This window comes from Azonexus sp. (genome assembly GCF_030824335.1).
GTDB lineage: Bacteria > Pseudomonadota > Gammaproteobacteria > Burkholderiales > Rhodocyclaceae > Azonexus.
Map to the genome: position 1 here is coordinate 89,508 of NZ_JAVBXX010000014.1, position 24,310 is coordinate 113,817.

The 24,310-nt window shown below is 61.3% G+C and carries 27 protein-coding genes; 23 read left to right on the forward strand and 4 right to left on the reverse strand.

Annotated features, from left to right (window positions below; translation table 11 throughout):
- Positions 1 to 15: 15 nt before the first annotated feature.
- Genes lptB through recA form a run of 3 tightly spaced genes read right to left on the reverse strand, consistent with a single transcriptional unit; the run spans position 16 to position 2,217 of the window.
- Positions 16 to 750, reverse strand: a complete 735-nt coding sequence (gene lptB / locus RCI20_RS10500; RefSeq protein WP_306605213.1) for an LPS export ABC transporter ATP-binding protein — start codon at positions 748 to 750, stop codon at positions 16 to 18.
- On the reverse strand, positions 747 to 1,193 hold the full coding sequence (gene recX, locus RCI20_RS10505) for a recombination regulator RecX (protein WP_306605215.1): 447 nt from the start codon (positions 1,191 to 1,193) through the stop codon (positions 747 to 749). The genes lptB and recX overlap by 4 nt, the downstream gene beginning before the upstream one ends.
- The gene (gene recA, locus RCI20_RS10510) at positions 1,186 to 2,217 is read right to left on the reverse strand and encodes a recombinase RecA (protein WP_306605217.1); all 1,032 of its coding nucleotides are present in this window, start codon (positions 2,215 to 2,217) and stop codon (positions 1,186 to 1,188) included. Before recA ends, recX begins: the two co-directional genes overlap by 8 nt.
- A gap of 245 nt (positions 2,218 to 2,462) precedes the next feature.
- Here recA and RCI20_RS10515 point away from each other — a divergent pair, with 245 nt between their 5' ends.
- From RCI20_RS10515 to dsbD, 9 genes are all read left to right on the forward strand, one after another.
- A complete protein-coding gene (locus RCI20_RS10515) occupies positions 2,463 to 3,113 on the forward strand; it encodes a pseudouridine synthase (protein WP_306605219.1) in 651 nt (216 codons plus the stop codon).
- Positions 3,114 to 3,184: 71 nt separating this feature from the next.
- Positions 3,185 to 4,681 carry a sodium:solute symporter family protein gene (locus RCI20_RS10520; protein WP_306605221.1) on the forward strand — a complete coding sequence of 499 codons (1,497 nt, stop codon included), beginning with the start codon at positions 3,185 to 3,187 and terminating at the stop codon, positions 4,679 to 4,681.
- Positions 4,682 to 4,743: 62 nt separating this feature from the next.
- Positions 4,744 to 5,817 carry a VanZ family protein gene (locus RCI20_RS10525; RefSeq protein ID WP_306605222.1) on the forward strand — a complete coding sequence of 358 codons (1,074 nt, stop codon included), beginning with the start codon at positions 4,744 to 4,746 and terminating at the stop codon, positions 5,815 to 5,817.
- A gap of 42 nt (positions 5,818 to 5,859) precedes the next feature.
- Positions 5,860 to 6,168, forward strand: coding sequence for a ferredoxin (locus RCI20_RS10530; RefSeq protein WP_306605223.1), 309 nt, complete (start codon positions 5,860 to 5,862; stop codon positions 6,166 to 6,168).
- Positions 6,165 to 6,803, forward strand: a complete 639-nt coding sequence (locus RCI20_RS10535) for an alpha/beta hydrolase (protein WP_306605224.1) — start codon at positions 6,165 to 6,167, stop codon at positions 6,801 to 6,803. Before RCI20_RS10530 ends, RCI20_RS10535 begins: the two co-directional genes overlap by 4 nt.
- On the forward strand, positions 6,803 to 7,804 hold the full coding sequence (locus RCI20_RS10540; RefSeq protein ID WP_306605225.1) for an ATP-binding cassette domain-containing protein: 1,002 nt from the start codon (positions 6,803 to 6,805) through the stop codon (positions 7,802 to 7,804). Before RCI20_RS10535 ends, RCI20_RS10540 begins: the two co-directional genes overlap by 1 nt.
- Positions 7,805 to 7,815: 11 nt before the next feature.
- The gene (locus tag RCI20_RS10545; protein WP_306605226.1) at positions 7,816 to 8,574 is read left to right on the forward strand and encodes an ABC transporter permease; all 759 of its coding nucleotides are present in this window, start codon (positions 7,816 to 7,818) and stop codon (positions 8,572 to 8,574) included.
- Positions 8,575 to 8,583: 9 nt separating this feature from the next.
- Positions 8,584 to 8,901 (forward strand): divalent-cation tolerance protein CutA, encoded by a 318-nt coding sequence (gene cutA, locus RCI20_RS10550; protein ID WP_306605227.1) that lies wholly within the window; start codon positions 8,584 to 8,586, stop codon positions 8,899 to 8,901.
- Between the two features lie 2 nt (positions 8,902 to 8,903).
- Positions 8,904 to 10,691, forward strand: a complete 1,788-nt coding sequence (dsbD, locus tag RCI20_RS10555) for a protein-disulfide reductase DsbD (RefSeq protein ID WP_373691517.1) — start codon at positions 8,904 to 8,906, stop codon at positions 10,689 to 10,691.
- Between the two features lie 48 nt (positions 10,692 to 10,739).
- On the opposite strand, the gene RCI20_RS10560 is transcribed toward dsbD, so the two are convergent.
- Entirely contained in the window at positions 10,740 to 11,426 is a 687-nt protein-coding gene (locus tag RCI20_RS10560) for a phosphatase PAP2 family protein (RefSeq protein ID WP_306605230.1), read from the reverse strand.
- Between the two features lie 179 nt (positions 11,427 to 11,605).
- Between RCI20_RS10560 and RCI20_RS10565 the strand changes: the two genes are divergently transcribed.
- From RCI20_RS10565 to RCI20_RS10630, 14 genes are all read left to right on the forward strand, one after another.
- Positions 11,606 to 11,845, forward strand: coding sequence for an acyl carrier protein (locus RCI20_RS10565; RefSeq protein WP_306605232.1), 240 nt, complete (start codon positions 11,606 to 11,608; stop codon positions 11,843 to 11,845).
- A 3-nt stretch (positions 11,846 to 11,848) separates the two neighbouring features.
- Positions 11,849 to 13,111 carry a beta-ketoacyl synthase gene (locus RCI20_RS10570; RefSeq protein ID WP_306605233.1) on the forward strand — a complete coding sequence of 421 codons (1,263 nt, stop codon included), beginning with the start codon at positions 11,849 to 11,851 and terminating at the stop codon, positions 13,109 to 13,111.
- Between the two features lie 20 nt (positions 13,112 to 13,131).
- Positions 13,132 to 13,428: a phosphopantetheine-binding protein gene (locus RCI20_RS10575; protein WP_306605235.1), complete on the forward strand. Its 297-nt coding sequence runs from the start codon at positions 13,132 to 13,134 to the stop codon at positions 13,426 to 13,428.
- On the forward strand, positions 13,425 to 14,087 hold the full coding sequence (locus RCI20_RS10580; RefSeq protein WP_306605237.1) for a hypothetical protein: 663 nt from the start codon (positions 13,425 to 13,427) through the stop codon (positions 14,085 to 14,087). The genes RCI20_RS10575 and RCI20_RS10580 overlap by 4 nt, the downstream gene beginning before the upstream one ends.
- Positions 14,087 to 15,424 carry an AMP-binding protein gene (locus tag RCI20_RS10585; protein ID WP_306605239.1) on the forward strand — a complete coding sequence of 446 codons (1,338 nt, stop codon included), beginning with the start codon at positions 14,087 to 14,089 and terminating at the stop codon, positions 15,422 to 15,424. The genes RCI20_RS10580 and RCI20_RS10585 overlap by 1 nt, the downstream gene beginning before the upstream one ends.
- A complete protein-coding gene (locus RCI20_RS10590; RefSeq protein ID WP_306605241.1) occupies positions 15,417 to 15,722 on the forward strand; it encodes a 3-hydroxyacyl-ACP dehydratase FabZ family protein in 306 nt (101 codons plus the stop codon). The genes RCI20_RS10585 and RCI20_RS10590 overlap by 8 nt, the downstream gene beginning before the upstream one ends.
- A complete protein-coding gene (locus RCI20_RS10595; RefSeq protein WP_306605243.1) occupies positions 15,719 to 16,660 on the forward strand; it encodes an acyl-CoA synthetase in 942 nt (313 codons plus the stop codon). Before RCI20_RS10590 ends, RCI20_RS10595 begins: the two co-directional genes overlap by 4 nt.
- Complete coding sequence (locus RCI20_RS10600) at positions 16,657 to 17,247, forward strand: LolA-related protein (protein ID WP_306605245.1); 591 nt, start codon at positions 16,657 to 16,659, stop codon at positions 17,245 to 17,247. The genes RCI20_RS10595 and RCI20_RS10600 overlap by 4 nt, the downstream gene beginning before the upstream one ends.
- Positions 17,244 to 19,580 (forward strand): MMPL family transporter, encoded by a 2,337-nt coding sequence (locus RCI20_RS10605; protein WP_306605247.1) that lies wholly within the window; start codon positions 17,244 to 17,246, stop codon positions 19,578 to 19,580. Before RCI20_RS10600 ends, RCI20_RS10605 begins: the two co-directional genes overlap by 4 nt.
- Before the next feature lie 4 nt (positions 19,581 to 19,584).
- Positions 19,585 to 20,280 carry a hypothetical protein gene (locus tag RCI20_RS10610; RefSeq protein WP_306605249.1) on the forward strand — a complete coding sequence of 232 codons (696 nt, stop codon included), beginning with the start codon at positions 19,585 to 19,587 and terminating at the stop codon, positions 20,278 to 20,280.
- 14 nt (positions 20,281 to 20,294) lie between these two features.
- Positions 20,295 to 21,095 carry a polysaccharide deacetylase family protein gene (locus tag RCI20_RS10615; RefSeq protein WP_306605251.1) on the forward strand — a complete coding sequence of 267 codons (801 nt, stop codon included), beginning with the start codon at positions 20,295 to 20,297 and terminating at the stop codon, positions 21,093 to 21,095.
- Positions 21,092 to 21,817 carry a class I SAM-dependent methyltransferase gene (locus tag RCI20_RS10620; protein WP_306605253.1) on the forward strand — a complete coding sequence of 242 codons (726 nt, stop codon included), beginning with the start codon at positions 21,092 to 21,094 and terminating at the stop codon, positions 21,815 to 21,817. The genes RCI20_RS10615 and RCI20_RS10620 overlap by 4 nt, the downstream gene beginning before the upstream one ends.
- An 88-nt stretch (positions 21,818 to 21,905) precedes the next feature.
- Positions 21,906 to 23,222 (forward strand): DUF898 family protein, encoded by a 1,317-nt coding sequence (locus RCI20_RS10625; protein ID WP_306605255.1) that lies wholly within the window; start codon positions 21,906 to 21,908, stop codon positions 23,220 to 23,222.
- Positions 23,223 to 23,224: 2 nt separating this feature from the next.
- Positions 23,225 to 24,229, forward strand: a complete 1,005-nt coding sequence (locus RCI20_RS10630; protein ID WP_306605257.1) for a M48 family metallopeptidase — start codon at positions 23,225 to 23,227, stop codon at positions 24,227 to 24,229.
- The last annotated feature ends 81 nt before the right edge of the window (positions 24,230 to 24,310 follow it).

Here is a 24,310-nt window from a genome sequence, read left to right on the forward strand (position 1 = left end):
CTTGTCATCGTTTGGCTAGAGCCTGAAGTGCTCGCCAAGATAAACCTTGCGGACGCTTTCATTCTCGACGATTTCGTCGGGACGCCCTGAGGCCAGAACATGCCCGGCGTTGATAATCACTGCATGATCGCAGATACCGAGGGTTTCACGCACATTGTGATCGGTAATCAGCACCCCGATACCGCGCTCCTTGAGAAAGCGGATGATTTTCTGGATTTCCAGCACGGCAATCGGGTCGACCCCGGCAAATGGCTCGTCCAGCAGGATAAACCGGGGATTGGTTGCCAAGGCACGGGCAATCTCGACCCGCCGCCGTTCACCGCCTGACAGGGCCGCCGCATTGACATGACGGACATGGCTGACATGCAGTTCAGCCAACAGGTTTTCCAGTCGATCCGACTGCTCGGCAGCAGGCAGCTTCTGCAATTCGAGGACAGCCAGTATGTTTTCCTCGACATTGAGCTTGCGAAAGATCGAGGCTTCCTGCGGCAGGTAAGAGACACCCAAGCGGGCACGCCGATGCATTGCCTGATGCGTCAGACGCTCGTCATCGATATAGACCTCACCACCATCCGCAGCGACCAAGCCGACAATCATGTAAAAACAGGTGGTCTTGCCGGCACCGTTCGGACCAAGCAAACCGACCACTTCACCCGCCTTGACCTCGAACGAAACATCTTCGACAACGGTCCGCGCCTTGTAGCGTTTTTTCAGATTGTGAGCGGAAAGGGTCGCAGTCGTCAGGCTCATTCTTCATCAACTCCGCGCAGTGTCTGCCGGATGGCGTCGGTGGAAAAACCGCGATATTGCAGGAAACGCATTTGTTTTGCCCGCTCTTCGCGCGATTGTGGTGCCTGACCGAACTTTCTCGACCACACTGCACGACAGCGCTCGGCCTCGTCACCGGCCTCCGGCAGGGCCGCCACAATATCATCATCGCCGACACCACGCTGGCGCAATTCCTGTTTCAAACGCGCATTGCCATAGCGCCGCGCTCGCGCCACTACGCGTTGGGTGGCGAAACGCTGATCCGACAACAAGCATTCGCCTTGCAAGCGGTCGAGCACCGCTGCAAGTTGTTCGGCAGATTCCGCCTGCGCCGCGAGCTTGGCCTGCAACTCTGCCCGGCTGTGATCTCGCCGGGTTAAAAGTCGCAGCGCTGCTACCCGCAACGCAACGCAACGGTCAGGCATCAGCCGCCTTGGCTGCCTTGACCGGCTTGATTACGTTAGTGCTGGCCGCTTCGCGAATGGCAGCCTCGATTTCCTGGGAAATTTCCGGATTCGCCTTGAGGAATTCTCGGGCGTTGTCCTTGCCCTGACCGATCTTTTCGCCCTTGTAGGCATACCAGGCACCAGATTTGTCGACCAGCTTGTGGGCCACGCCCATTTCGACGATTTCGCCTTGGCGGGAAATACCTTCGCCGTACAGGATGTCGAAAATCGCCTCGCGGAACGGTGGGGATACCTTGTTCTTGACGACCTTGACCTTGGTTTCGCTACCGATCACCTCGTCGCCCTTCTTGATCGAGCCGATACGACGGATGTCGAGGCGGACGGACGCGTAGAACTTCAACGCGTTGCCGCCGGTCGTGGTTTCCGGCGAGCCGAACATGACACCGATCTTCATCCGGATCTGGTTGATGAAGATGACCAGCGTGTTGGTCTTCTTGATATTGGCGGTCAACTTGCGCAGCGCCTGCGACATCAGACGGGCGTGCAGGCCGACCATCTGGTCACCCATCTCGCCTTCGATTTCGGCCCGCGGCGTCAGCGCAGCGACCGAGTCGATGACAATGATGTCGACGCCGCCGGAACGCACCAGCATGTCGGAAATTTCGAGTGCCTGTTCGCCGGTATCCGGCTGGGAAATCAGCAAATCGCCGACGTTGACCCCAAGTTTCTGGGCATATTGCGGATCGAGCGCGTGTTCAGCATCGATAAAGGCCGCCACACCGCCCAGTTTCTGCATTTCGGCAATCACCTGCAGACACAGCGTCGTCTTGCCGGATGATTCCGGGCCATAGATTTCGACGACCCGGCCACGCGGCAAGCCGCCAACGCCAAGCGCAATATCCAGACCGAGCGAGCCGGTCGATACAACCTGGATACCTTCGTCGATTTCAGCATCGCCCATCTTCATGATGGAACCCTTGCCAAACTGCTTTTCGATCTGTTGCAGCGCTGCGGAAAGCGCTTTTGCCTTGTTGTCGTCCATGTTCTTACCTCGAAACGTTGAGCGGATTATGGCACAGGGGCCATGGATGGAATAGAAATTGCTGGTGCGACAGCAATCCTCGTTGCAACACAAATATGCCAATGGCAACCGTGAATTCTACGAAAGATGTTGAGACGCAAGGTATATTCTTTCGCCCGCATCACACCGATGCAAAATTGTACTGTACAACTATACAGTATTTTCAATTAAGCAAGCCGCTGCCGTTTTTTCCTGTCCGTGATTGAATGATTGCCTACCTTCCCCCCCAGGACCCGTTGCAGCTCATCCATGTCGATGCCGACCTGCTGGTGGTCGACAAGCCATCCGGCCTGCTTTCCGTGCCAGGCCGCGGCGAGGACAAACAGGATTGCCTGATTTCACGGATCCAGCAGCAATTTCCCGAAGCGCTGACCGCCCATCGCCTGGATATGTCCACTTCCGGGCTGTTGCTTGTCGCGCGCGGCGAGGCGATGCAGCGCGAACTGTTCCGGCTGTTTCGCGAACGGGCAGTCAGCAAGCGTTACCTTGCAACGGTCGACGGGCTGATGGCGCAAGATGCCGGGGAGATCGACCTGCCGATGATCTGTGACTGGCCAAATCGGCCACGCCAGATCGTTGACCATCAAATCGGCAAACCCTCATTGACCCGCTATCGCGTCATTGAGCGCCAATCGGCAACGAATACCACACGGGTTGAACTGGAGCCGATCACCGGCCGTTCGCACCAGTTACGCGTGCATCTGGCCAGTCTCGGCCATCCGATTCTCGGCGATGAACTTTACGCCGGTGCTGCGGCCGACCGCGCGCCTCGCCTGCTGCTGCACGCAGCGGAAATCGGCTTTATCCATCCGTTCAACGGAGCAGCCATGCTTTTTCGCAGCAAAGCCCCTTTTTAAGCGTTGAAAAACCTGCAATAACCTTATAATCCGCAACGTTTTCAACCCCTTGCCGCAGTTGACCCTACACCATGCTGATCTGGTTCGTCGTCATCTATCTCGTCATTTCGATCGGCATCGGTCTGCTTGCCGCAACCCGTGTTCACACCACAAAAGACTTCGCGGTAGCCGGACGCCACCTGCCATTGCCAGTCGTCACCGCAACGGTTTTTGCGACCTGGTTCGGGGCCGAAGCCATCTTTGGCGTCTCCTCGACCTTCGTCAATGAAGGGCTGCACGGCGTTGTCGCCGATCCGTTCGGGGCCTCGCTGTGCCTGATCATCGGCGGCATTTTCTTTTCCCGAAAACTGTACAAGCTCAACGTACTGACGCTGGGCGATTACTTCCGCCTGCGCTATAACCGCACCGTTGAAGTCCTGGCAACGATCTGCATCGTGCTCGCCTATCTTGGCTGGGTCGCCGCCCAGATCAAGGCACTGGGGCTGATCTTCAATGTCGTCACCGACGGGGCGATCAGCCAGGAAGCCGGCATGATCCTCGGCGCGCTGATCGTGCTGACCTACACCACACTGGGCGGCATGCTCTCGGTTGCCATCCTCGATTTCGTCCAGATGGGCGTCATCATCGGCGGCATGCTGTTCATTGCCTGGCTGATCTCCGACCAGACCGGCGGCGTCGCGCCGGTCATTGCCCACGCAGCGGCTGCCGGCAAGCTCAACTTTTTCCCCGAACCCGATCTCTGGCAGTGGGTCGCCTTCCTCGGCGCCGGCATGACCATGATGCTTGGCTCGATCCCGCAGCAGGACGTTTTCCAGCGCATCACATCGGCCAAAACAGCAAACATCGCACTATGGGGTTCGCTCATCGGGGCCAGCATTTATTTCTGCTTTACCTTTGTCCCGATGTTCATCGCCTATTCAGCGACCATCATCGATCCGGAAAAATACAACGCGCTGATGGCGCTCGACTCCCAGCTCGTATTGCCCACCCTCGTCCTGCAACAAACACCGGTGTTCGCCCAAGCCATCTTTTTCGGCTCGGTACTTGCAGCCATCATGAGTTGTTCGGCGGCGACACTGCTTGCACCTTCGGTTGCCTTTGCCGAAAACATCGTGCGTGGCTTCATGCCGCACATGGGCGACCGCGAATTCCTGCGCGTCATGCGCATCACCATCGTCTGCTTCACTGCCGGCGTGCTGGCCTTCGCGCTGAATTCGGATTCAAGCATCTTTCATATGGTCGAGAACGCCTACAAAGTGACTTTGGCCGGCGCTTTCGTGCCGCTGTTCTTCGGTGCCTTCTGGGCGCGCGCCACAACGCAAGGCGCACTGGCGGCAAACATCGGCGGCGTTACCGCCTGGCTGATGGTTGAAATCCTGGTCGGTGACGCAAGCCTGGTACCGCCGCAACTCATCGGACTGGGCGTCAGCATCCTCGGCATGATTGTGGGTTCCTTGCTGCCGCAGTGGATTGGCCGGCCCACACCACGCGAAACCATCCACGATGCGCTGCACCACCGGGCTGCCGCAGAAACCCACCACACCAGTCCCCACACGCCGCGGCACTAGCCAGATCGGCGCCGCATCCCAGCATGGATGACCCGGCGGCACTTTCCCCATAGAATTCGGCGATGTCCGAACATGGCAATCGCCCCGTGATCCTGGCCCGCTACCTGGCACTCGCCTGGTGCGGCTTGATCGCCTATGCCAGCCTGCATCCTTTCAGCGGCTGGCGCGACAACGGCGTATCGCCCTGGGCGTTTCTCGAAGCGGATTGGCCGCGCTACTGGACGGTGTTCGATCTGTTGAGCAATGTTGCGGTCTACCTGCCGCTCGGCTTCTTTTTGACCCTGGCACTATGCCGTCTTCCGTGGCGCTTTACCGCCCCGGTGCTAGCCGTTGTGTTGACAGCCGGCGTAAGCTTAAGTCTCGAAGTCCTGCAAAACTGGCTCCCCAGCCGCATCTCGTCCAATCTCGATGTTGGCTGCAATACCTTAGGTGGCCTGGCCGGCGCCGTCTGGGCCCATATTGTCGGCCCGCGGGTATTCGGCCGCCTGGAAGCATTGGCGCAACGGCTACTCGCACCAGTCCCCCATGCCGAACTCGGCCTGACCTTGCTGGGTCTGTGGATGATCGTTCCGCTCTCGCCGGAAACCCTGCTGTTCGGTGCCGGCGATTTGCGCCAGCTATTCACTCTCACGCCGGCCATTCCGTTCTCGGTCGATCGCTTTGCGTTGATTGAAGCGGGCATCGCGGCGTGCAATGCCGTCGCCGTCGGACTGATTCTCGGGCAGCTATTGGCCCGAACCTGGATCGCCTATTTCATTGTGCCCTTGTTTTTGCTCGGCGGTCTGGCCATCCGGACACTCGGCGCCGCCGTGCTGATCGGACCCGAGGAAGCCATGGCCTGGCTGACGCCGGGTGCCCAGCAAGGCCTGTTGATTGCATTGAGCGTCCTGGCCCTGACGCTCTGGCTACCGACACGCGCCGGCATGCTGCTTGCGGCACTGGCACTGATTGGCGGTACCGTGCTGGTCAATCTGGCGCCGGCCAATCCCTATTCAGCCGTCGCCCTGGCCACTTGGCGCCAGGGGCACTTCCTCAACTTCAACGGTCTGACCCGCGTGGTCGCCAGCCTGTGGCCTTTCATCGCCCTGCCGTTTTTGCTGTTGACCCTGCGTGGACCGCAAGTGCGTTCCACGTGAAACCCGGCCGCCTATAATGGCCGCCTTCAACGGAGATCACCCATGAGCTATTTCCAGCAACACGTCTTCATCTGCACCAACCAGCGCGAGGCCGGTGAGCAATGCTGCAACAACGTCGGCGGCTCGGCCGCGTTTGCCTACGCCAAGGACAGGATCGGCGCACTGAAGAAGAACGGACCGGGCGCCATTCGCATCAACAAGGCCGGTTGCCTGGGTCGCTGCGATCAAGGGCCGGTCATGGTCATTTATCCGAACGAAACCTGGTACAACTTTGTCGACAACGAAGATGTCGAGGAAATCATCCAGGAACACCTGATCAACGGACGCGTCGTCGAACGCCTTAAAGTATGAAAGTCAGCGAAGAAAAAATCACCGTCGCCGGCCCGGTCGGCCAGATCGACGTCATCATGGAGCGCCCGGACGCGCCGCGCGGCATTGCGCTGATCGCCCATCCACACCCGATTGGCGGTGGCGCCAACACCAACAAGGTCGCCTATACACTAGCCCGGACCTTCGTCAGCCTCGGCTACGCAGCGTTTCGGCCGAATTTCCGCGGCGTCGGTGGCACCGAGGGCAGCCACGACGACGGCATCGGCGAAACCGACGATCTGCTGGCCGTGCTGCACGATGCGAAGCTGCGTTGCGGCGATATTCCGGTTGCCCTGGCCGGCTTTTCCTTTGGCGCCTACTGCCAGACACGCGTTGCCAAGCAACTGGAGGAGGGCGGGCATCCGGCGCAACGCCTCGTACTGGTTGGTACTGCAGCCGGCTTCGTCGAAGGCACACGCCAGTACGACACCGAGCAAGTGCCGCATGACACGATCGTCATCCACGGCTCGGCCGACGAGACGGTGCCGCTGGACAACGTCCTGGCCTGGGCGCAGCCGAACGACCTGCCAGTCGTCGTCGTGCCCGGCGCCGATCACTTTTTCCACCGTCGCCTGCACCTGATCCGCGACATCGTGACCCGCGCATGGCGACACTAGTGCCAGCCTCTGATTCTGTGGCATTGATGCCCGCTGATGCCACAGGCGAGGCGACGGCACCGGCACTGGAAGTCTCCGAGCTGCGCAAAACCTATGGCCAGACCGAAGTCGTTGCCGGCTTGTCTTTTTCAGCCGCACCGGGCACCTGTTTCGGCCTGCTCGGGCCGAACGGTGCCGGCAAGACGACAACGCTGCGCCTGTGTCTCGGCCTGACCGGGCCGGATAGCGGCAGCATCATGCTCGGCGGCCACGCCATTCCGGTCGATGCGCAAAAAGCCCGCGCCCACGTCGGCGTTGTGCCGCAGTTCGACAATCTCGACCCGGACTTCACCTGTGCTGAAAACCTGCTGGTCTTCGGTCGCTATTTCGGCCTGAAAGACGCCGAAATCCGCGCGCGGATTCCCCAATTGCTTGAATTTTCCAGCCTGACCGGCAAAGGCGAGGCCAGGATTTCGGCCCTCTCCGGTGGCATGAAACGACGCCTGACGCTGGCCCGTGCCCTGATAGCCAACCCAGATATCATCTTTCTCGATGAACCGACGACCGGTCTCGATCCGCAGGCCCGTCACCTGATCTGGGAGCGCCTGAAAAAACTCAAATCGGCTGGCAAGACGCTGATTCTGACCACCCACTTCATGGATGAAGCCGAACGCCTGTGCGACCGGCTGATCGTCATCGACCACGGGCGCAAGATCGCCGAAGGCAGCCCGCGTCAATTGATCGCCGAACATATCGAACCGCAGGTCGTCGAAGTCTTTGATGAATCCAGCGACCATGACGACAACGGCTGGCCCCAGGGTCAACTGGCTGAATTCACCGAAAACCATCGCCATCTCGCCGAACGTGTCGAGCAAAGTGGCGAAACCGCTTTTTTCTACTGCCGCGAACCGCAGGCATTGCTGGCCAGCCTGGCCAGCGCCGACGGGTTGCGCTACGTACACCGTGCCTCCAATCTGGAAGACGTGTTCATCAAACTGACCGGCCGGGAACTCAGGGATTGAAAGCGCAACGAATGAAAACACCTGGCTTCTTCCCTGTCTGGCAACGTAACTTCCTCGTCTGGCGCAAGCTGGCGCTACCGTCCATCCTGTGCAACCTGGCCGACCCGGTGGTCTACATGTTCGGTCTGGGCTACGGCCTGGGCACCATGCTGCCCAGCATCGACGGCCAGCCTTACATCGCCTTTCTCGCCGCTGGCACCATCTGCGCTTCGACCATGAACGCAGCCACTTTTGAGGCACTTTATTCAGCTTTTTCGCGCATGCATGTGCAGAAAACCTGGGATGCCATCCTCAATACGCCACTCGGTCTCAATGAAGTGCTGGCCGGCGAACTGTTCTGGGCCGCCAGCAAATCGCTGTTTTCGGGCAGCGCCATTCTGGTCGTCATCAGTCTCATGGGATTGGCCAACGGCCCGCTGGCGCTGTGGATCCTGCCGGCTATCGCGTTGACCGGTCTGACCTTCGCGGCGCTTGGCCTGATCTGGAATGCCCTGGCCCCATCCTTCGATTTTTTCATGTACTACTTCACTTTGTTCATCACGCCGATGACGCTGATTTCCGGGGTCTTTTTCCCGACCGACAATCTACCCGGCTGGCTTGCCGCGATCGGTAGCTGGCTGCCACTGGCCCAAGGCGTTGCTCTCGTCCGGCCGCTGCTCGCCGGCCAGTTGCCAGCGGATGCCCTGATCCACATCATGGCGCTGCTGGCGACCACCGCCGTAGCCTACGCCATCGCCCTGCACCTGACCCGGCGCCGGCTACTCAAATAAGGCTCAACGATGGATGCCCTGATCGTTCTCACCAATTGCCCCGATGAAGCCACGGCCAATGCCATCGCGCTCGCTGTCGTCGAAACAAGACTCGCCGCCTGCGTCAACGTGTTACCGCGCATGCAATCGATCTACCGTTGGCAAGGCAACGTCGAATCGGCATCGGAAATTACCTTGTTGATCAAGTCGACCGCAAAAAACTACCCGGCGCTGGAAAAATGCATCGCCGAACTGCATCCCTACGATGTACCGGAAATCATCGCCCTGCCGATCACCCACGGCCTGCCGGCATATTTGAACTGGCTGGCGACGGAAACACTCCAATGATCATGCGCACACTTTTCCTCCTCTTCGCCTTTTTCGCCTCGCTCGCCCACGCCCAGGAATTTCTCGATCCGGCCGTTGCCTTCAAGCCATCGGCGCGGGCACTCGATGGCCAGACCATAGAAATCCGTTATGAAATCGCCAAGGGCTACTACCTGTATGGCGACAAGTTCCGCTTCCATCCCGTGGACGAGTCGATCCAGTTCGGCCCCCCGCAAATTCCCAAGGGCAAGGAAAAGGACGACGAGAATTTTGGCCGGGTCGAAGTCTTCTACAAGGAAGTCAAAATCCGCATTCCCGTCACCCGCAGCAGTTCCGGCCCACTTGTGCTGCAACTTGACGCCATCTCGCAAGGCTGCGCCGATGCCGGAGTCTGCTACCCGCCCCAAACCCAGACACTGACCGTCAACTTGCCCGATCCGGCAAGCACACCCAACGCCGCCCCGATAAGTGCCAATCCTGCCGTCCAAGGGGACTTTCTGTCTGGCGCGGTCGACGGCGATGAAAGCGGGATTATTGCCGAAACGCTGAAAAATGCCGGATTCTGGGCCATCCTGGCCTTTTTTTTCGTTGCTGGTCTGGGCCTTTCGCTAACCCCTTGCGTCTTCCCGATGATCCCCATCCTGTCGGGCATCATCGCCGGTCAGGGGCATAAAGCGACCAAGGGCAGGGCGCTCGCGCTATCGCTTGCCTACGTGCTCGGCATGGCCGTCACCTACGCGGTCATCGGCATCGCCGCCGGGCTGACCGGTACGCTGCTCTCGGCCGCGCTGCAGAATGCCTGGGTGCTCGGTGCCTTCGCTGCTGTATTCGTCGTGCTGTCGTTTTCGATGTTTGGCTTCTACGAACTGCAATTGCCGACTGCGCTGCAAAGCAAACTCTCCGAGGAATCCGGCCACCTGCAGGGCGGACGCGGCATCGGCGTGTTCCTGATGGGTGCGCTGTCGGCCCTGATCGTCGGCCCCTGCGTCGCTGCTCCGCTAGCCGGCGCGCTGCTCTATATCGGCCAGACCGGCGATGCGGTACTCGGCGGTACGGCACTGTTCGTCATGGCGCTCGGCATGGGCGCGCCGCTGATTGCCGTCGGTGTGGCCGGCGGTTCGCTGCTGCCGCGCACCGGCCCATGGATGGAAGGGGTCAAGAAAACCTTTGGCGTGCTGCTGCTGGCCACCGCGTTGTGGCTGGTCTCGCCGGTCATTCCGGGCGTGCTCGAAATGCTCGGCTGGGCTGCCTTGCTGATCATTCCGGCCATCTACCTGCATGCGCTGGATCCGTTGCCGGTGCATGCCAAAGGCTGGCCCCGTTTCTGGAAGGGCATCGGCATCGTCATGCTATTGACCGGCGCCGCGCTGCTGATCGGCGCACTGGCTGGCAATCGCGACCCCTTGCAGCCGCTGGCCGGTCTGCGCAGCGGCGCAATTGCCAGCGAAACATCCAAACTCGCCTTCGAACCGGTGCGCTCGGTGGCCGAACTCGATGCCCGGATTGCTGCGGTCGACCGCCCGGTCATGCTCGATTTCTACGCCGACTGGTGTGTCTCGTGCAAGGAAATGGAACGTTTCACCTTCTCCGACCCGGGCGTACAAGCCAAACTGGCCGGCTTCACGCTGCTCAAGGCAGATGTGACAGCCAATTCGGCCGACGACAAGGCCTTGCTGGCGCGTTTCGGGCTATTCGGGCCGCCGGGAATCATTTTCTTTGATGCCAAAGGCCAGGAAATCAAGAAGGTAAAAGTCGTCGGCTTTCAGGATGCGGGGAAATTCATGGCCTCGCTGAATCGCATCGCCGGGTAGGTGCCGAGCCGTTACTACGCCACCCGGCAAACCTGATTCCTGTTGGCCTTACAGCGTGCGAACACCCAATTTTCTACCCATATGCCTGAGTGAAAGCCAGGCAAAAGCCAAACCGACCAAGCCGCCGGCCACGACATCCAGTACGACGTGCTGGCGGGTCGCCACCGTAGACCACATGATGACCAGACAATGGCCCCAACTGACCAGACATAGCAAACGTGGCGCCCCGACATTGCACAATACTCGCTGCAACCAGCAAGCTGAAAACACCGCTGATGCCACATGCAAGGATGGACAGGCATTACCTGAGGCATCCAGTCCCTTGATCACGGCCATGTCGGGATAGCGCAGCCAGTCAATATCGGTTGGCGGCACCACGGTTGGGAACAGCCAGAAAATACCGAGACAAAAAAGGCACAAGGAAGCCACCCACAGGCCAAAAAACATCAGAGAACGAAAATCGGCCATCAAGGCGGGCGGCAGCGAAACATACACCCACAGCGATACATAAATGGGGAAAGCCTGCGCCGAGAAAGGAATCCAGTCATCGAGCAGGGTCAAGGGCATGATCACTTCCGGGAACAGAGCACCACCGCCCATCACTGAAAAATAGCCCCAGAAAAATAACCCCATGAAGGCCGACGTGCCGATGGCCTTGAACAGCGGCAGCGTAGCAATACGGCGACCGAGCTGAACGTACCAAGGTAACGGCGAGAGTGAAGGCGTAGTATCCATAGGGGTCGGGCTATCGAGGATTGGAAAAGCACCGGAAAGGCTGTGCACTATGCATCGGAATAAATTAAATGCGAAACAAGTTTTCTGTTGTACCAAGGTCAGATGACGCACAGCCCATTGCCGACAGCAAGCCGGCGAGTATTTTTGAAACACTGCTTTTCGGCTAGAATCCGCAGCCTATGGATTCCATTGGACTTATTCGCGAATTTCTCGAGGAACGCCTCGGCGTCACGCCGGAAGGTGTCGTTCCCGCAGCCTCCCTCGCCGAGCTAGGGGTCGACTCGCTGATGATGCTCGAACTGATTTTCGAATTTGAGGACCGTTTCGGTGCCAAGCTTTCCAGCGGACTGGCAACCCCCAAAACGGTAGGTGAAATGGTTACCTTGATGGACAGCCTGATCGCCGAGCAAAAGAGCTGAATCATGGGCCAACGGCGGGTGGCAATCACGGGCCTGGGCCTGGTCAGTCCTTACGGCGGTGATCTTGAAGACTTTTTTTCCCGACTCATTGCGGGCGAATCGGCGATCCATCACCTTTTGACCGACGACGTCCCGCGTCCATTGTCCATGCCGTTCGTCAGTTGCCCGGCTTTCGACCCTGACACAGCACTCGGCAAACCCCTCGCCAGCATGATGGACCGCTTTGCCCAACTGGGCATGGCTGCGGCTTTTGCCGCCTGGGACAATGCCGGCTTGTCGCGCGGCAATGAAAGTGGAACCGATTCGCGGGAGCGCTGGGGATGTGCCTGGGGCACCGCACTGGGCGGTACGCTGGCCTATGAAAAAGGCTACCGCGAACTATGGCAGCAGGGTCGGGAGCGCCTGTCGCCGCTGACCGTCGTCCTTGGCATGAACAACGCCGCCAACGCCCACATTTCCATCCAGCTTGGTCTGGGTGGCGTCAGCATGAGCCACACCGTGGCCTGTGCCTCATCCGCCGTAGCGATTGGCGAAGCCTTCCGCCGGGTCCGCTCGGGCGAGGCAAGCATCATGCTGACCGGCGGCTCGGATGTTCCGCAGGCTTACGGCGTGGCGCGCGCCTGGGAGGCACTGCGCGTCATGGCCCCGGGCAATGCGGAAAACGCGGCATTTGCCTGCCGTCCGTTTGCCGCAGACCGGCGCGGCCTGGTGCTGGGCGAAGGCGGTGCCGCACTGGTGCTCGAAGATTGGGCGCATGCGCAAGCGCGCGGCGCCCGTATCCATGGCGAAATCATCGGCTACGGCACCAGTTGCGATCACAGCCACCTGGTCAAACCGGAAGTCGCCGGGCAGATCAGGGCGCTCAAAGACACGCTGACCGACGCCGGCCTGACAGCGGATGAGATTGACTACGTCAACGCCCATGGCACGGCAACCAGCGAGGGCGACCCGATCGAAATCGCCGCCCTGAGATGTATTTTCGGCGACCGTGCCAGCCGTCTGGCAGTCAGTGCGACCAAGTCCATGCATGGTCATCTACTGGGTGCGGCAGCGGCCATCGAAGCGATCATCACGGTGCTGGCGCTACGTGAGCAAACCGTGCCGCCCACTGCCCACCTCCAGGAGATTGATCCGGCTTGCGCCGGCGTTGATCATGTGACAAGCGCCCGTCGTCAGCCCCTGCGGGCCGCACTTTCCAATTCTTTTGCCTTCGGCGGCAGCAACGCGGTACTCGCGTTCCGCGCCGCCATGCCTGAAACTCGCTGAAAGTTCAAAAGCAACGCCCTATGCCCGCCGCCATCACTCCTGAAGTCATCGACCAACTCCTGCCCGAAATTGCTGAACTGATCATCAGTGCACTCAATCTCGAAATGTCGCCCGCCGAGATCGCCGCCGACGCGCCGCTCTTCGGCGATGGAGAGGGTGACGGGCTTGGCCTCGATTCGATCGATGTGCTGGAAATCGCCCTGGTCGTTTCCAAGCGTTACGGCTTCCAGCTACGTTCGGACAATGAAGACAACGTCCGCATTTTTACCTCGCTGCGCAGCCTGACCGAACACATCGCCAGCCAGCGAACCCAATGAGCTTGCCCTTGGCCCAACTGCTGCGCGGCCTGGCCGTTGCCCTGCTGTTCGGTGCCTGGGCCGTCGCCGCGCACTACGCCAGTTCCGGAAATGGCAGTGCAGATGTCAACGCCGCGCTTGGCGTACTCCCCATCGCTGCCGCCCTGACCATGCTGCTGTGGCGGATACGCAATCCCTTCGCCAGCGCGGCCGGCGGACTCTGCGCCTTGCTCTTGCTGGCCTGGCTATGGCCGCAGCTACGCAGCAACGTACCCTTGCTGTACTACCTGCAACACCTCGGGACGCATCTGGCGCTCGGGACGCTGTTCGGGCGCAGCTTGCTCGGCCCCGGAGAAGCCTTGATCACGCGCATCGCCCGCACCGTTTTCGGCGACATTTCCGTACGCAAACAACGCTATACGCGGCAAGTTACCGTGGCATGGACGATCTTCTTTTTTGCCAATGCGCTGCTGTCGACCGCATTATTTCTGTTCGCCCCGCCGGCCATCTGGTCCGTCCATGCCAACCTGCTGACTGCGCCGCTGATCGGCCTGATGTTTCTCGGCGAACACCTGGTCCGTCTGCGCAAGTTGCCGCCTGAGGAACGGCCGAGTTTCATCACGGCAATCCGTGCCTACCGGGCCAGCACGCAGCAAGGCACAACGACCGTGGAGCATTGATGCAGCGGCATGCGCTATTCACCGGACGCCAGCTCGATGACGTGCTGGCCTGGCAAGCCGGCGGTGCCATCAGCATCCGGCAGTTTCTGGCCGAAGCGCAGGCGCTGGCCGAACAATTGCCGCCGGGCGACTGGCTGCTCAACGTCTGCCAGGACCGCTACCGCTTCGCCGTCGGGTTCGTCGCCGGCTTGCTCTGTGGCAAGACCAGCCTGCAGCCTGCCTCGCAGTCCGCGGAAACACTGGCCCAAATCGCCATCGACTATCCCGGCACCACTGGCTTGTGCGACGGGGAATTTGCGGCTGGCGCCTTGCCCTGTCTGCATTTTCCCGACCTTTCTGCGGTCGACCGCAGAAAAGTCACGAAAATGCCCGATTTTCCCAGCGACACGCTGGCCGCCATCCTGTTCACTTCCGGTTCGACCGGCCTGCCGCAAGCCCAGCGAAAAACCTGGGGCAAGCTGGTGCGCAACGGCCAGGCCGGCGCCCAAGCGCTGGGTTTGCTTGAGCGCCCGCATGCCATCGTCGGCACCGTACCGGTCCAGCACAGTTATGGGTTTGAATCGACCTTCCTGCTGGCCCTGCATGGCGGATGCACCTTCTGGGCCGGCAAGCCCTTTTACCCGCAGGATATCGCGGCAGCACTGGCCGCCGTGCCGCAGCCGCGCCTGCTGGTCAGTACCCCGTTTCACCTGTCGGCGCTGCTCGCTGCCCAGATCGAATTGCCGCCACTCGATCTGCTGCTCTCGGCCACCGCCCCCTTGTCCGGCGAACTGGCCGCCCAGGCGGAACAGCGTTGTGCTGCCCCGTTGTACGAAATCTACGGTTCGACCGAAAGCGGCCAGCTGGCCAGCCGGCGTACCGTGACGGGAGAGCACTGGCAACCGCTGGCCGGCGTGCAGTTGGATCAGGAAGATGACAGCACCTGGGCCAGCGGCGGTCATGTCGAGGGGCGGGTGCCGCTCGGTGACTTGATCGCACTGCGCGACAACGGGCAATTCAGCCTGCTCGGGCGCCATGCCGACTTGATCAACATCGCCGGCAAGCGGACTTCGCTGGCCTGGCTGAACCACCAGATCAGCGCGATTCCCGGCGTGCTCGACGCGACATTTTTCCTGCCCGACGAAGCACCGGGTGCGAGCATTACCCGCCTGGCGGCCTTTGTCGTCGCCCCCACGCTGGAATCCCGCCAACTGCTCGCTGCATTGCGCCAGCGCATCGATCCGGTCTTCCTGCCGCGCCCCTTGCGCTTCGTCGATGCCCTGCCGCGCAACCCCACCGGCAAACTGCCGCGCCAGTCGCTACAAGCCTTGCTGCATCGAACCACCGACCATGATTGAACAGTGCTTTGTCTGGGCGGTGCCCACCGACCATCCGGCATTTGCCGGCCACTTTCCCGGTCGCCCTATCGTGCCCGGCGTCGTTCTCCTTGATCAGGCGATGCTTTTTGCCGAACAACTGAGCGGACAGGCAGATTGTCATTGGCAAATCAGCAATGCCAAGTTTCTCAGCCCGGTGGGCCCCGGCGAAACACTAAACTTCACACTGCAACGCAAATCGAGCGGCAGCATCGCCTTCAGTGTGCACGCCGCCGAGCGCCCGGTCGCCAGCGGCAGCCTGATGCCGCCTGCCGCATGAAACCGGAAACGACGCCAAGCGGCGACTGGCGCCGTCAGCAAGAACGCAGCAACCTGGCCATCCTGAAGCTGATGGTATGGATTTCGTTGACCTTCGGCCGGACCGTCGGCCGCCTGGTCCTGCACGGCATCGCCGCCTACTACGTGCTGTTTGCCCCACGGGCCCGTCGCGCCAGCCGCGACTACCTGCACCGCGCGCTCGGTCGCTGGGCCGAATGGACCGATGGCTATCGCCATGTCTTCAGTTTCGCCAGCACCATCCACGACCGTATATATCTGCTCAATGACCGTTTCGACCTGTTCGACATCGAAGTCATTGGCGCCGAAGCCCTGCAGGCGGCGCTGGCCAGGCAACCCGGCGCCCTGCTGATCGGCGCCCATCTCGGCAGTTTTGAAGCCTTGCGCGCCGTCGGCAGAGGTCAGGCCGGGCTCAAGGTCGCCATGCTGATGTATGAAGAAAATGCCCGCAAGATCAACGCCACCTTGCAGGCGATCAACCCCAAGGCCGGCGAAGACATCCTGCCGCTGGGCCGCATCGATTCGATGCTGCTGGCTCGCGACAAGCTGGAGCAGGGCTACCTGGTCGGCATGCTGGCCGACCGCCAGTTGGGCGAGCAAGGGCAGGGCGGCAAGGGCTTGGCTGAAAATTCTGCGGTCGACTGCGATTTTCTCGGCGAAAAGGCCGCATTCCCGCTCGGCCCTTGGCGCATGGCGGCGATGTTGCGCCGGCCGGTGTTTTTCATGACCGGCTTATATCTCGGCGGCAATCGTTATCAAATACACTTCGAGCCTCTGGCCGACTTTTCGACGGTGACGCGCCCCGAGCGCGATACGGCAATCCGCTGCGCCATGCAGCATTACGCCGACCGGCTGAGTCACCATTGCCGGGCCGCGCCCTACAACTGGTTCAACTTCTTCGATTTCTGGATAAAAAAATGATCAAACGCCTGCGCATTGGGCTACTTCACGGGCTGTTCACCCTGCTCATCATGCTGCTCGCTGCGCCGGCTTTCGCCGCCATCGATCTCGGACAGCTGATGGACAGTCTGGCCCGACATCCGGGAGGCACCGCCAGGTTCGTCGAGAAAAAATTCCTCGCGGTACTCGACAAGCCACTCGTCGCCACCGGAGAAATGACCTACACCGCGCCGGACCGCCTGGAAAAACGCACACTGACGCCGAAGCTGGAAACCCTGATCCTGAACAAGGATTTGCTGACGCTGGAACGCGAGAAGCAGAAATTCTCGATCAACCTGGCCAGCCAGCCGGAAGCCCTGGCTTTCGTAGACAGCATCCGCGGCACGCTGGCCGGCAACCGTGCCGCGCTGGAAAAAAACTATGCGTTGCACCTGGCGGGAACGGAAGACAAGTGGGTGCTGACCATGTTGCCGCGTGAGCAGAAAATTGCCGCCATCGTGCTGCGTATCGTCGTCAGCGGCAGTCGCGGCCAAGTGCGCAGCATCGAATACCTGCAGGCCGATGGCGACCGCTCGCTACTCAGCATCGAACCCATCGTCACACCATGAAGCGAACCACCCTGCGCGCCTTGCTGATCTGGCTGCTGGCCATGCTGGCCGGCAGCGTCATTGCCTGGAACAGTCGCTTCTCGGCCGACATGAGTTTTTTCCTGCCAGCCAAGCCCAGCGCAGAACAGGAAGTCTTGATTGAACAAATCAAGGAGGGCGCCGTATCGCGCTTGCTGATGCTCGGCATCGCGGGCGGCGATGCCGTTCAGCGGGCGACGGTATCGCGCGAATTGCGCGGTCGACTGGCCAAAATGCCGGAATTCGTCTCGGTCCAGAATGGTGAAGCCGGCAGTCTCGATAACGACCGCGATTTGTTGCTGGCCCATCGCTACCAGCTCAGCCCGAGCATCAGCGCCGAACGGTTTACGGAAGACGGCCTGCGCGGCGCAATTTCCGACAGCATCGACCTGCTGACTTCGCCGGCCGGCATGTTGCTCAAACCCTTCCTGACCCGCGATCCGACCGGCGAAATGGCTGCGCTGCTCGGCGCCTTCAATCCCGCCAGCCAACCGGCCAGCCAGGAAGGCGTCTGGGCCTCACGCGATGGTGAGCGCGCCATGCTGCTGGTGCAAACACGCGCGCACGGTTCCGACACCGACGGCCAGGCAGCAGCGATTCAGGCCATCCGCAGCCATTTTGCTGAAATATCGCGGTCGACCGGCGCCAGCGAGGTAAATCTTTTGCTCTCCGGGCCGGGGCATTTCGCCGTGGAATCCCGCGAACTGATCAAGGAAGAAATTTTCCGCCTGAGCCTGATCAGCAGTCTGGCGATCATCGCCGTCCTGCTCTTCATTTATCGCTCGCCGCGCCTGATGCTGCTCGGCATGTTGCCGGTGGTCAGCGGCACACTGGCCGGCGTGGTCGCCGTCGGTCTGGTGCACGACACGGTATTCGGCATCACCATCGGCTTCGGGGCGGCGCTGATCGGCGAATCGGTCGATTATTCGACCTATTACTTCATGCAATCCGGACGCCTCGGTGCGCAAGCCTGGCGCGAGCGTTTCTGGCCAACCATCCGGCTCGGCGTTGCCACCTCGGTTTGCGGTTTCGGCGCGCTGCTGTTTTCCGGCTTCCCCGGACTCGCCCAACTCGGCCTCTATGCACTGGCTGGCATCCTCACTGCCGCACTCGCCACGCGTTACATCCTGCCGGATCTGGCCGGGCCGCTAGCTGACCGCACGCCAAGCCTGAGCCAGACGATGATAGACCGGGCCATCACGCTGTTGCAAAAACTGCGCTGGCCGACCCTGATCCTGGCTTTGATCGCCAGCCTCTGGCTGCTCAACCAGCGCGACAATCTGTGGCATCCCAACCTGTCGGCGCTCAGCACGGTCAGCGCAGCCGACTCGATCATCGACGGCCAACTGCGGGCTGATCTCAGCGCTCCCGATTCACGCTATCTGGTCGTCGTCACCGGCCGCGACCGCGAAGCGGCCTTGCAGGCCGCCGAACGTACCGGCCGCCAACTCGACCGACTGGTCGAAGCCGGCATCATCGGCAGCTACGACAACCCGGCCCGTTTCCTGCCCAGTCAGGCCACCCAGGCGGCCCGACGCGCCGCCTTGCCCGCGGCCGAGATATTACGCGAGCGACTGGGCCAGGCCGTCCAGGATCTGCCGCTATCGGCCGACAAGTTGGCCCCCTTTCTGCAAGACGTTGCCGCCGCCCGCCAGGCGCCCGATTTGCAGCGTGACGACCTGAACGGCAGCAATCTGGCGCTGGCCGTGGACTCACTGATGCTGCAACGCCCGGATAGCTGGAGTGTGCTGCTGCCACTCCATCCAGCCGCCAGCGCCGACGAATTGCAGATACCAGCCGAACAAATTCGTGCGGCGCTGGTCGGCAGCGATGCCCTGTTCATCGACATGAAAGGCGAGTTCGACACGCTGTACAGCGATTATCTGGATGAAGCGATCAAGCTGTCGCTGGCCGGCGTGGTCGGCATCATCGTTCTGCTGGCCTTCAATCTGCGCTCGCCACGCCGGCTGGCCAGCGTCCTGCTACCGCTGGCAATCGCCACGCTCTTCGTGGTGGCCAGCCTGCACCTGAGCGGCCAGCGCCTGCACCTGCTGCACTTGATCGGCCTCTTGCTGATCATCGCCGTCGGCTCGAACTACACGCTGTTCTTCAATCGCGCCGATGGGCAAAGCGCCCTCAACCCCGAAACGCTGGCCTCGATGGGCGTCGCCAACCTGACCACCGCCATCGGCTTCGGTACCCTCGGCCTCTCTTCCGTGCCGGTACTCAACGCCATCGGCCTGACCGTCGGGCCAGGCGCCGTCCTGACCCTGCTGCTCGCCGCCATGTTCGTTCCACGTGAAACGGCAGGCTGACGCCATGACAGCCCCAGCACTGCGCAGCCTGCGCCTTGAACAAGGGGGCCGCGACCTGCTGGTCCTGCTACCCGGCGCCTACATGCGGCCGGAAGATTTCGTTGCAGCAGGTTTTTTCGAAATGGTCGAAACCCATCTGCCGACGCTCGATCTTTGTGCGGTCGACCTCGATCTGGCGATCATTTCCAGCGGCCAGGCCTTGTCTGCCGTTCGCCACGACATTCTCGAACCGGCGCGCCCACACTATCGCCAGCTCTGGCTGGGCGGTATTTCCCTCGGCGGTTTGCTGGCGCTCGCCCAAGCGGCCGACCAGCCACAAAGCATCGCCGGCCTGTGCCTGCTCGCCCCGTATCCGGGGAGCCGGCTAACCAGCGGCGCGATCAAGGCGGCCGGTGGACTGGCGAACTGGCAAGCCACGGCGGAACAACTCACTGATCCGGAATTCCGCGTCTGGCACTGGCTGAAGTCTCAGCAAACGCCGCCGCACCCAACGCCCACTGCCGCGCTACCCGCAACATGCCCCGTCTTTATCGGCTATGGCACGGAAGATCGCTTTGCCGATGGGATGCGGCAACTGGCCGACTGCTTCCCGCCGAGCGCCAGACACACGGTGCCCGGCGGGCACGATTGGCCGGCCTGGCAGCAACTGTGGGCGGCTTTCGTCCGCTCGGCCCATTTTGCACCGCATTTTTTTGCCTGATTTTTAACCCAAGCATGCCGCGTCATTGGACCCCATCGCCGACCCTGAAAGCCAGTTTTGCCCTGCACGGCGCCGCCGGACTGGCGCTGCTGGCCGCCCCCGCGCTCTGGCCCTGGGCGTTGGGCGCCCTGGCGGCCAACCATGCCCTGCTGACAACCGCCGGCCTGCTGCCGCGCTCGACATTGCTCGGGCCGAATCTGACCCGGCTACCGGAAAGCGCTGTCGGGCGCCGGGAAATTGCCCTGACCATCGACGATGGCCCCGACCCGGAAGTCACGCCTGCAGTCCTCGACCTGCTCGATGCTGCCGGCGCCAAAGCGACGTTTTTCTGCATCGGCTGGCGCGCCCGTGAAAACCCGGCGCTGTGCCGGGAAATCGTTGCCCGCGGCCATTGCGTGGAAAATCACGGCGACTCGCACTCAAAAGTTTTTTCCACCTTCGGTCCCCGCCGTATGCAGGCCGATATTGCCGCCGCGCAGGCGACGCTGGCCGACATCACCGGACGAGCACCGCATTTTTTCCGCGCCACAGCCGGTTTGCGCAATCCCTTTCTCGATCCGGTGCTGCATCGCCTCGACCTGAAACTGGCCGCCTGGACCCGTCGACCGTACGACACACGCTGCGGCGATCCGGCAACGGTCTTGCAGCGTCTGACCAGAAACCTCGGCCCCGGCGACATCCTGTTGCTGCACGACGGCCATGCGGCGCGCAGCACCGACGGCCAAGCCGTCATCCTGACCGTACTGCCCCGCCTGCTGGCTACCCTGACCGAACACCAACTCACGCCCGTCACGCTTGCCGACGCCTGCTCATGAACCATTCAAGCTTCCTGAAAACCCTGCTCGACGATGCCACTTCGCCATTTCACGGCGGTGGCAAATTTGCCTACCACTACGCCCGCGGCAAGCTGTCATCCGACTGCATCTTTCGCGAATTGCTGCGCCAGGGAATTTTCCCGACCGAAGGGCATTACCTCGACCTCGGCTGCGGCCAGGGCAGTCTGTTTGGCTGGCTGCTGGCGGCACGCAAACTTTACGAACAAGGGAACTGGCCAGCCGACTGGGCCGCCGCGCCGAAACCGCTGAGTCTGCGCGGCTACGAATTGATGCAAAAAGACGTGGACCGGGCCAAACAAGCCTTCGGCGCGAATCACCCGCTGGTCGACATCCGCCAGGGGGACATGTGCCGGGTCGACTTTGGCCGCGCCGACGTCATCACCATTCTCGATGCCTTGCATTATTTCGATCACGCCGGCCAGCAAGATGTACTGACCCGCATCCGCGCCGCATTGCCCCCCGGCGGACTGTTCCTGACCCGCGTCGGCAATGCCTCGGCCGGTTTGCCGTATCACCTGTGCAACTGGGTCGATCATGCCGTCACCTTTGTCCGCGGCCACCGTCTGCCGCGCCTGTACGGCCGGCCGGTCGACGAGTGGGTAAGACTGCTGCAGGGACTGGGCTTCAACGTCACCACCATGGACATGAATGAAGGCAAACCCTTCGCCAACGTGATGCTGGTCTGCCGGGTCCCGGCTTGACCAGACCCCGCCCGGGAAAGCACTCAACCGCCCGGCAGCGCTTGAAATCCGACGAACGGCATTGCGTCTGTCATAGCAGGAATTTACAGTGCTACCTTTCCTTGCTGGCGGAGTTGCCGACGTGATCAATCACTATCTGACGCTGGGCCTGCCCGAAGGGGCGCCAATGGAATCGGTGCATCGGGCGTACCAGAAGGCGCTGCACCGCTTCCACCAGCATCAGCAAGCAGCACAGCCGCTGCCTGAAGCAGACTTCGACGCCCTGCAAAACGCTTATACCGAGTTGCGCGACCCCGAGCGCAAGGCAGCCTATGACCGGGATTTGCAGGAAGAACGGGTAGAAGCACCAAGCCTGCCCACGGAATTCAGTGGGCCGGTACAGCGTAATTTCGCATTCACCGGTACCGGTGGCGAATATTTCCGGATCTGGATCGTCAATCTGCTGCTTTCCATCCTCACCCTGGGCATTTATTCAGCTTGGGCAAAGGTTCGTCGCGAACAGTATTTCCACCGCAACACGCTGCTTGACGGCAGTGGCTTCGATTACCACGGCGACCCGAAAGCGATCCTGAAAGGCCGAGGCATCGCCTGGAGCATGCTATTAATCCTGGGCGTTCTGGATAAGCTGGGCCCGATGTTTTACTGGGTGGCGGTACTCGTGCTGCTCCCCGTGCTTCCCTGGTTGATGCTGCGTTCCTTCGTTTTCCGCGCACGCAATACTTCGTATCGCGGCCTGCGTTTCGATTTCCACGGCAGCTACAAAGCGGCCTGCAAGGTCTTCCTCGGTTACGGATTGCTTACCCTGATTACCCTTGGCCTGGCCCTGCCGGCCTTTATCCGCCAAATCAAACTGTTCCAACTCAACAATCTTTCATTCGGCGGCGAACGCTGCGCCAGCAATCCATCTCTCGGCGCCTTTTATGGAATTTTCCTGCGCGCCGTGCTGATGGCTGGCGCACTGATCCTGGGTCTTGGCATTGTCTTTGTCCTGATGGGTGTCGGAGGCGGCGGCCTGCTGGCACTGTTCTTGGATGGCAAGATCATCCAGATCATCATTCTCGTGATCGTGGTGTATTTGTTCTTCCAGGTCGCCATCCCGTCCTACATCCAGGTCCGCATGGTCAATCTAGTCTGGCGCCACAGCCGGATCGGCGAACACCGTTTTGCCAGCGACCAGGCATTCGCTGGCTTGCTTTTCCTGTCAATGACCAACTGGCTATTCATCCTGCTGACCCTTGGGCTTTACTGGCCTTGGGCAAAAATCCGGCTGGCCGCCTACCGGGCGCAACATACTGCCCTGATCAGCCACAGCAGCCTCGACGATTTCATCGGCCAGGCGGTCAGGCAGCACCAGGCGGTCGGCGAGGAAATTGCCGATGCCTTCGATCTGGATATCGCCATCTGAACATGCAAGCCACCTATTTCGATGGCCGCAGCTCACGACGCCAGACCCGCCATCTGCTTGCCGAACCCGGCTGCCTGATTCTGCGCAGCCAGGAAGGCGAACGACGGATCAGCCTGGCACAATTGCATATTTCCGAACCGCAGGGCAGTGCCCCCCGCGTCCTGCGCCTGCCTGACGATAGCTACTGCGAACTCCCCCAAGGGTGGGAACTGGATGCCTTGCTCGAACGGCTCGGCCACCAGAATTCGCCGGTTGTACAACTCCAGGCGCGCTGGCACTGGAGCCTGGCCACCCTGTTCGGCGTCATCCTGCTGCTGGTCGCCGCTTACCAATGGGGGCTGCCCTGGGGAGCCAGGGCGCTCGCCCCGATGATTCCCGACGGCGCCGTGCAGCAGCTTTCCCGCCAGACTTTGCAGGCTCTCGACCAAAATCTGTTGCAGCCAAGCCAATTGGCCGCCCACCGCCAAAACGAACTGCGGGCTGGATTCCAGACCTTGCTGGCCGCCGATCCGCAACTGGCGAAATACAACGCCAGCCTGCAACTGCATTTTCGCCGCGCCCCGAAAATCGGTCCGAACGCTTTCGCCCTGCCGGACGGTCAAGTCGTCCTGCTCGACGAACTGGTGGATATGCCGGCCAGCGATGCGGAAGTACTTGCCGTCCTGACGCACGAACTTGGCCATGTGCGCCACCAACACGGGCTGCGCCAACTGATCCAGTCATCGGTCGTCGCCGCGGTCACGGCAGCCTACCTTGGCGACCTCTCATCGCTGACGGCCGGCCTGGCTTCGCTCGCCGTTACCGCCAGCTACTCGCGCGACATGGAACGGGAAGCCGACAGCTATGCCATCGACGCGCTGCGCCGCCAGGGCCGTTCCCCCGCGGCGCTCGGCAGCGCACTGGAAAAGCTGGCCAAAGCACACCACGAAATCGATCACGCCGACGGCTGGCTGGCCTCACACCCGGATACCAGCGAACGCATACGCCATCTGAACAGCCTGCCCTGACAGCCGGGGCAGGATATCCGGTCAGCAAAAAATCCTTGACGGCCATTGCGCATGTCACTTTGCTAAAATTGCCGCCACTTC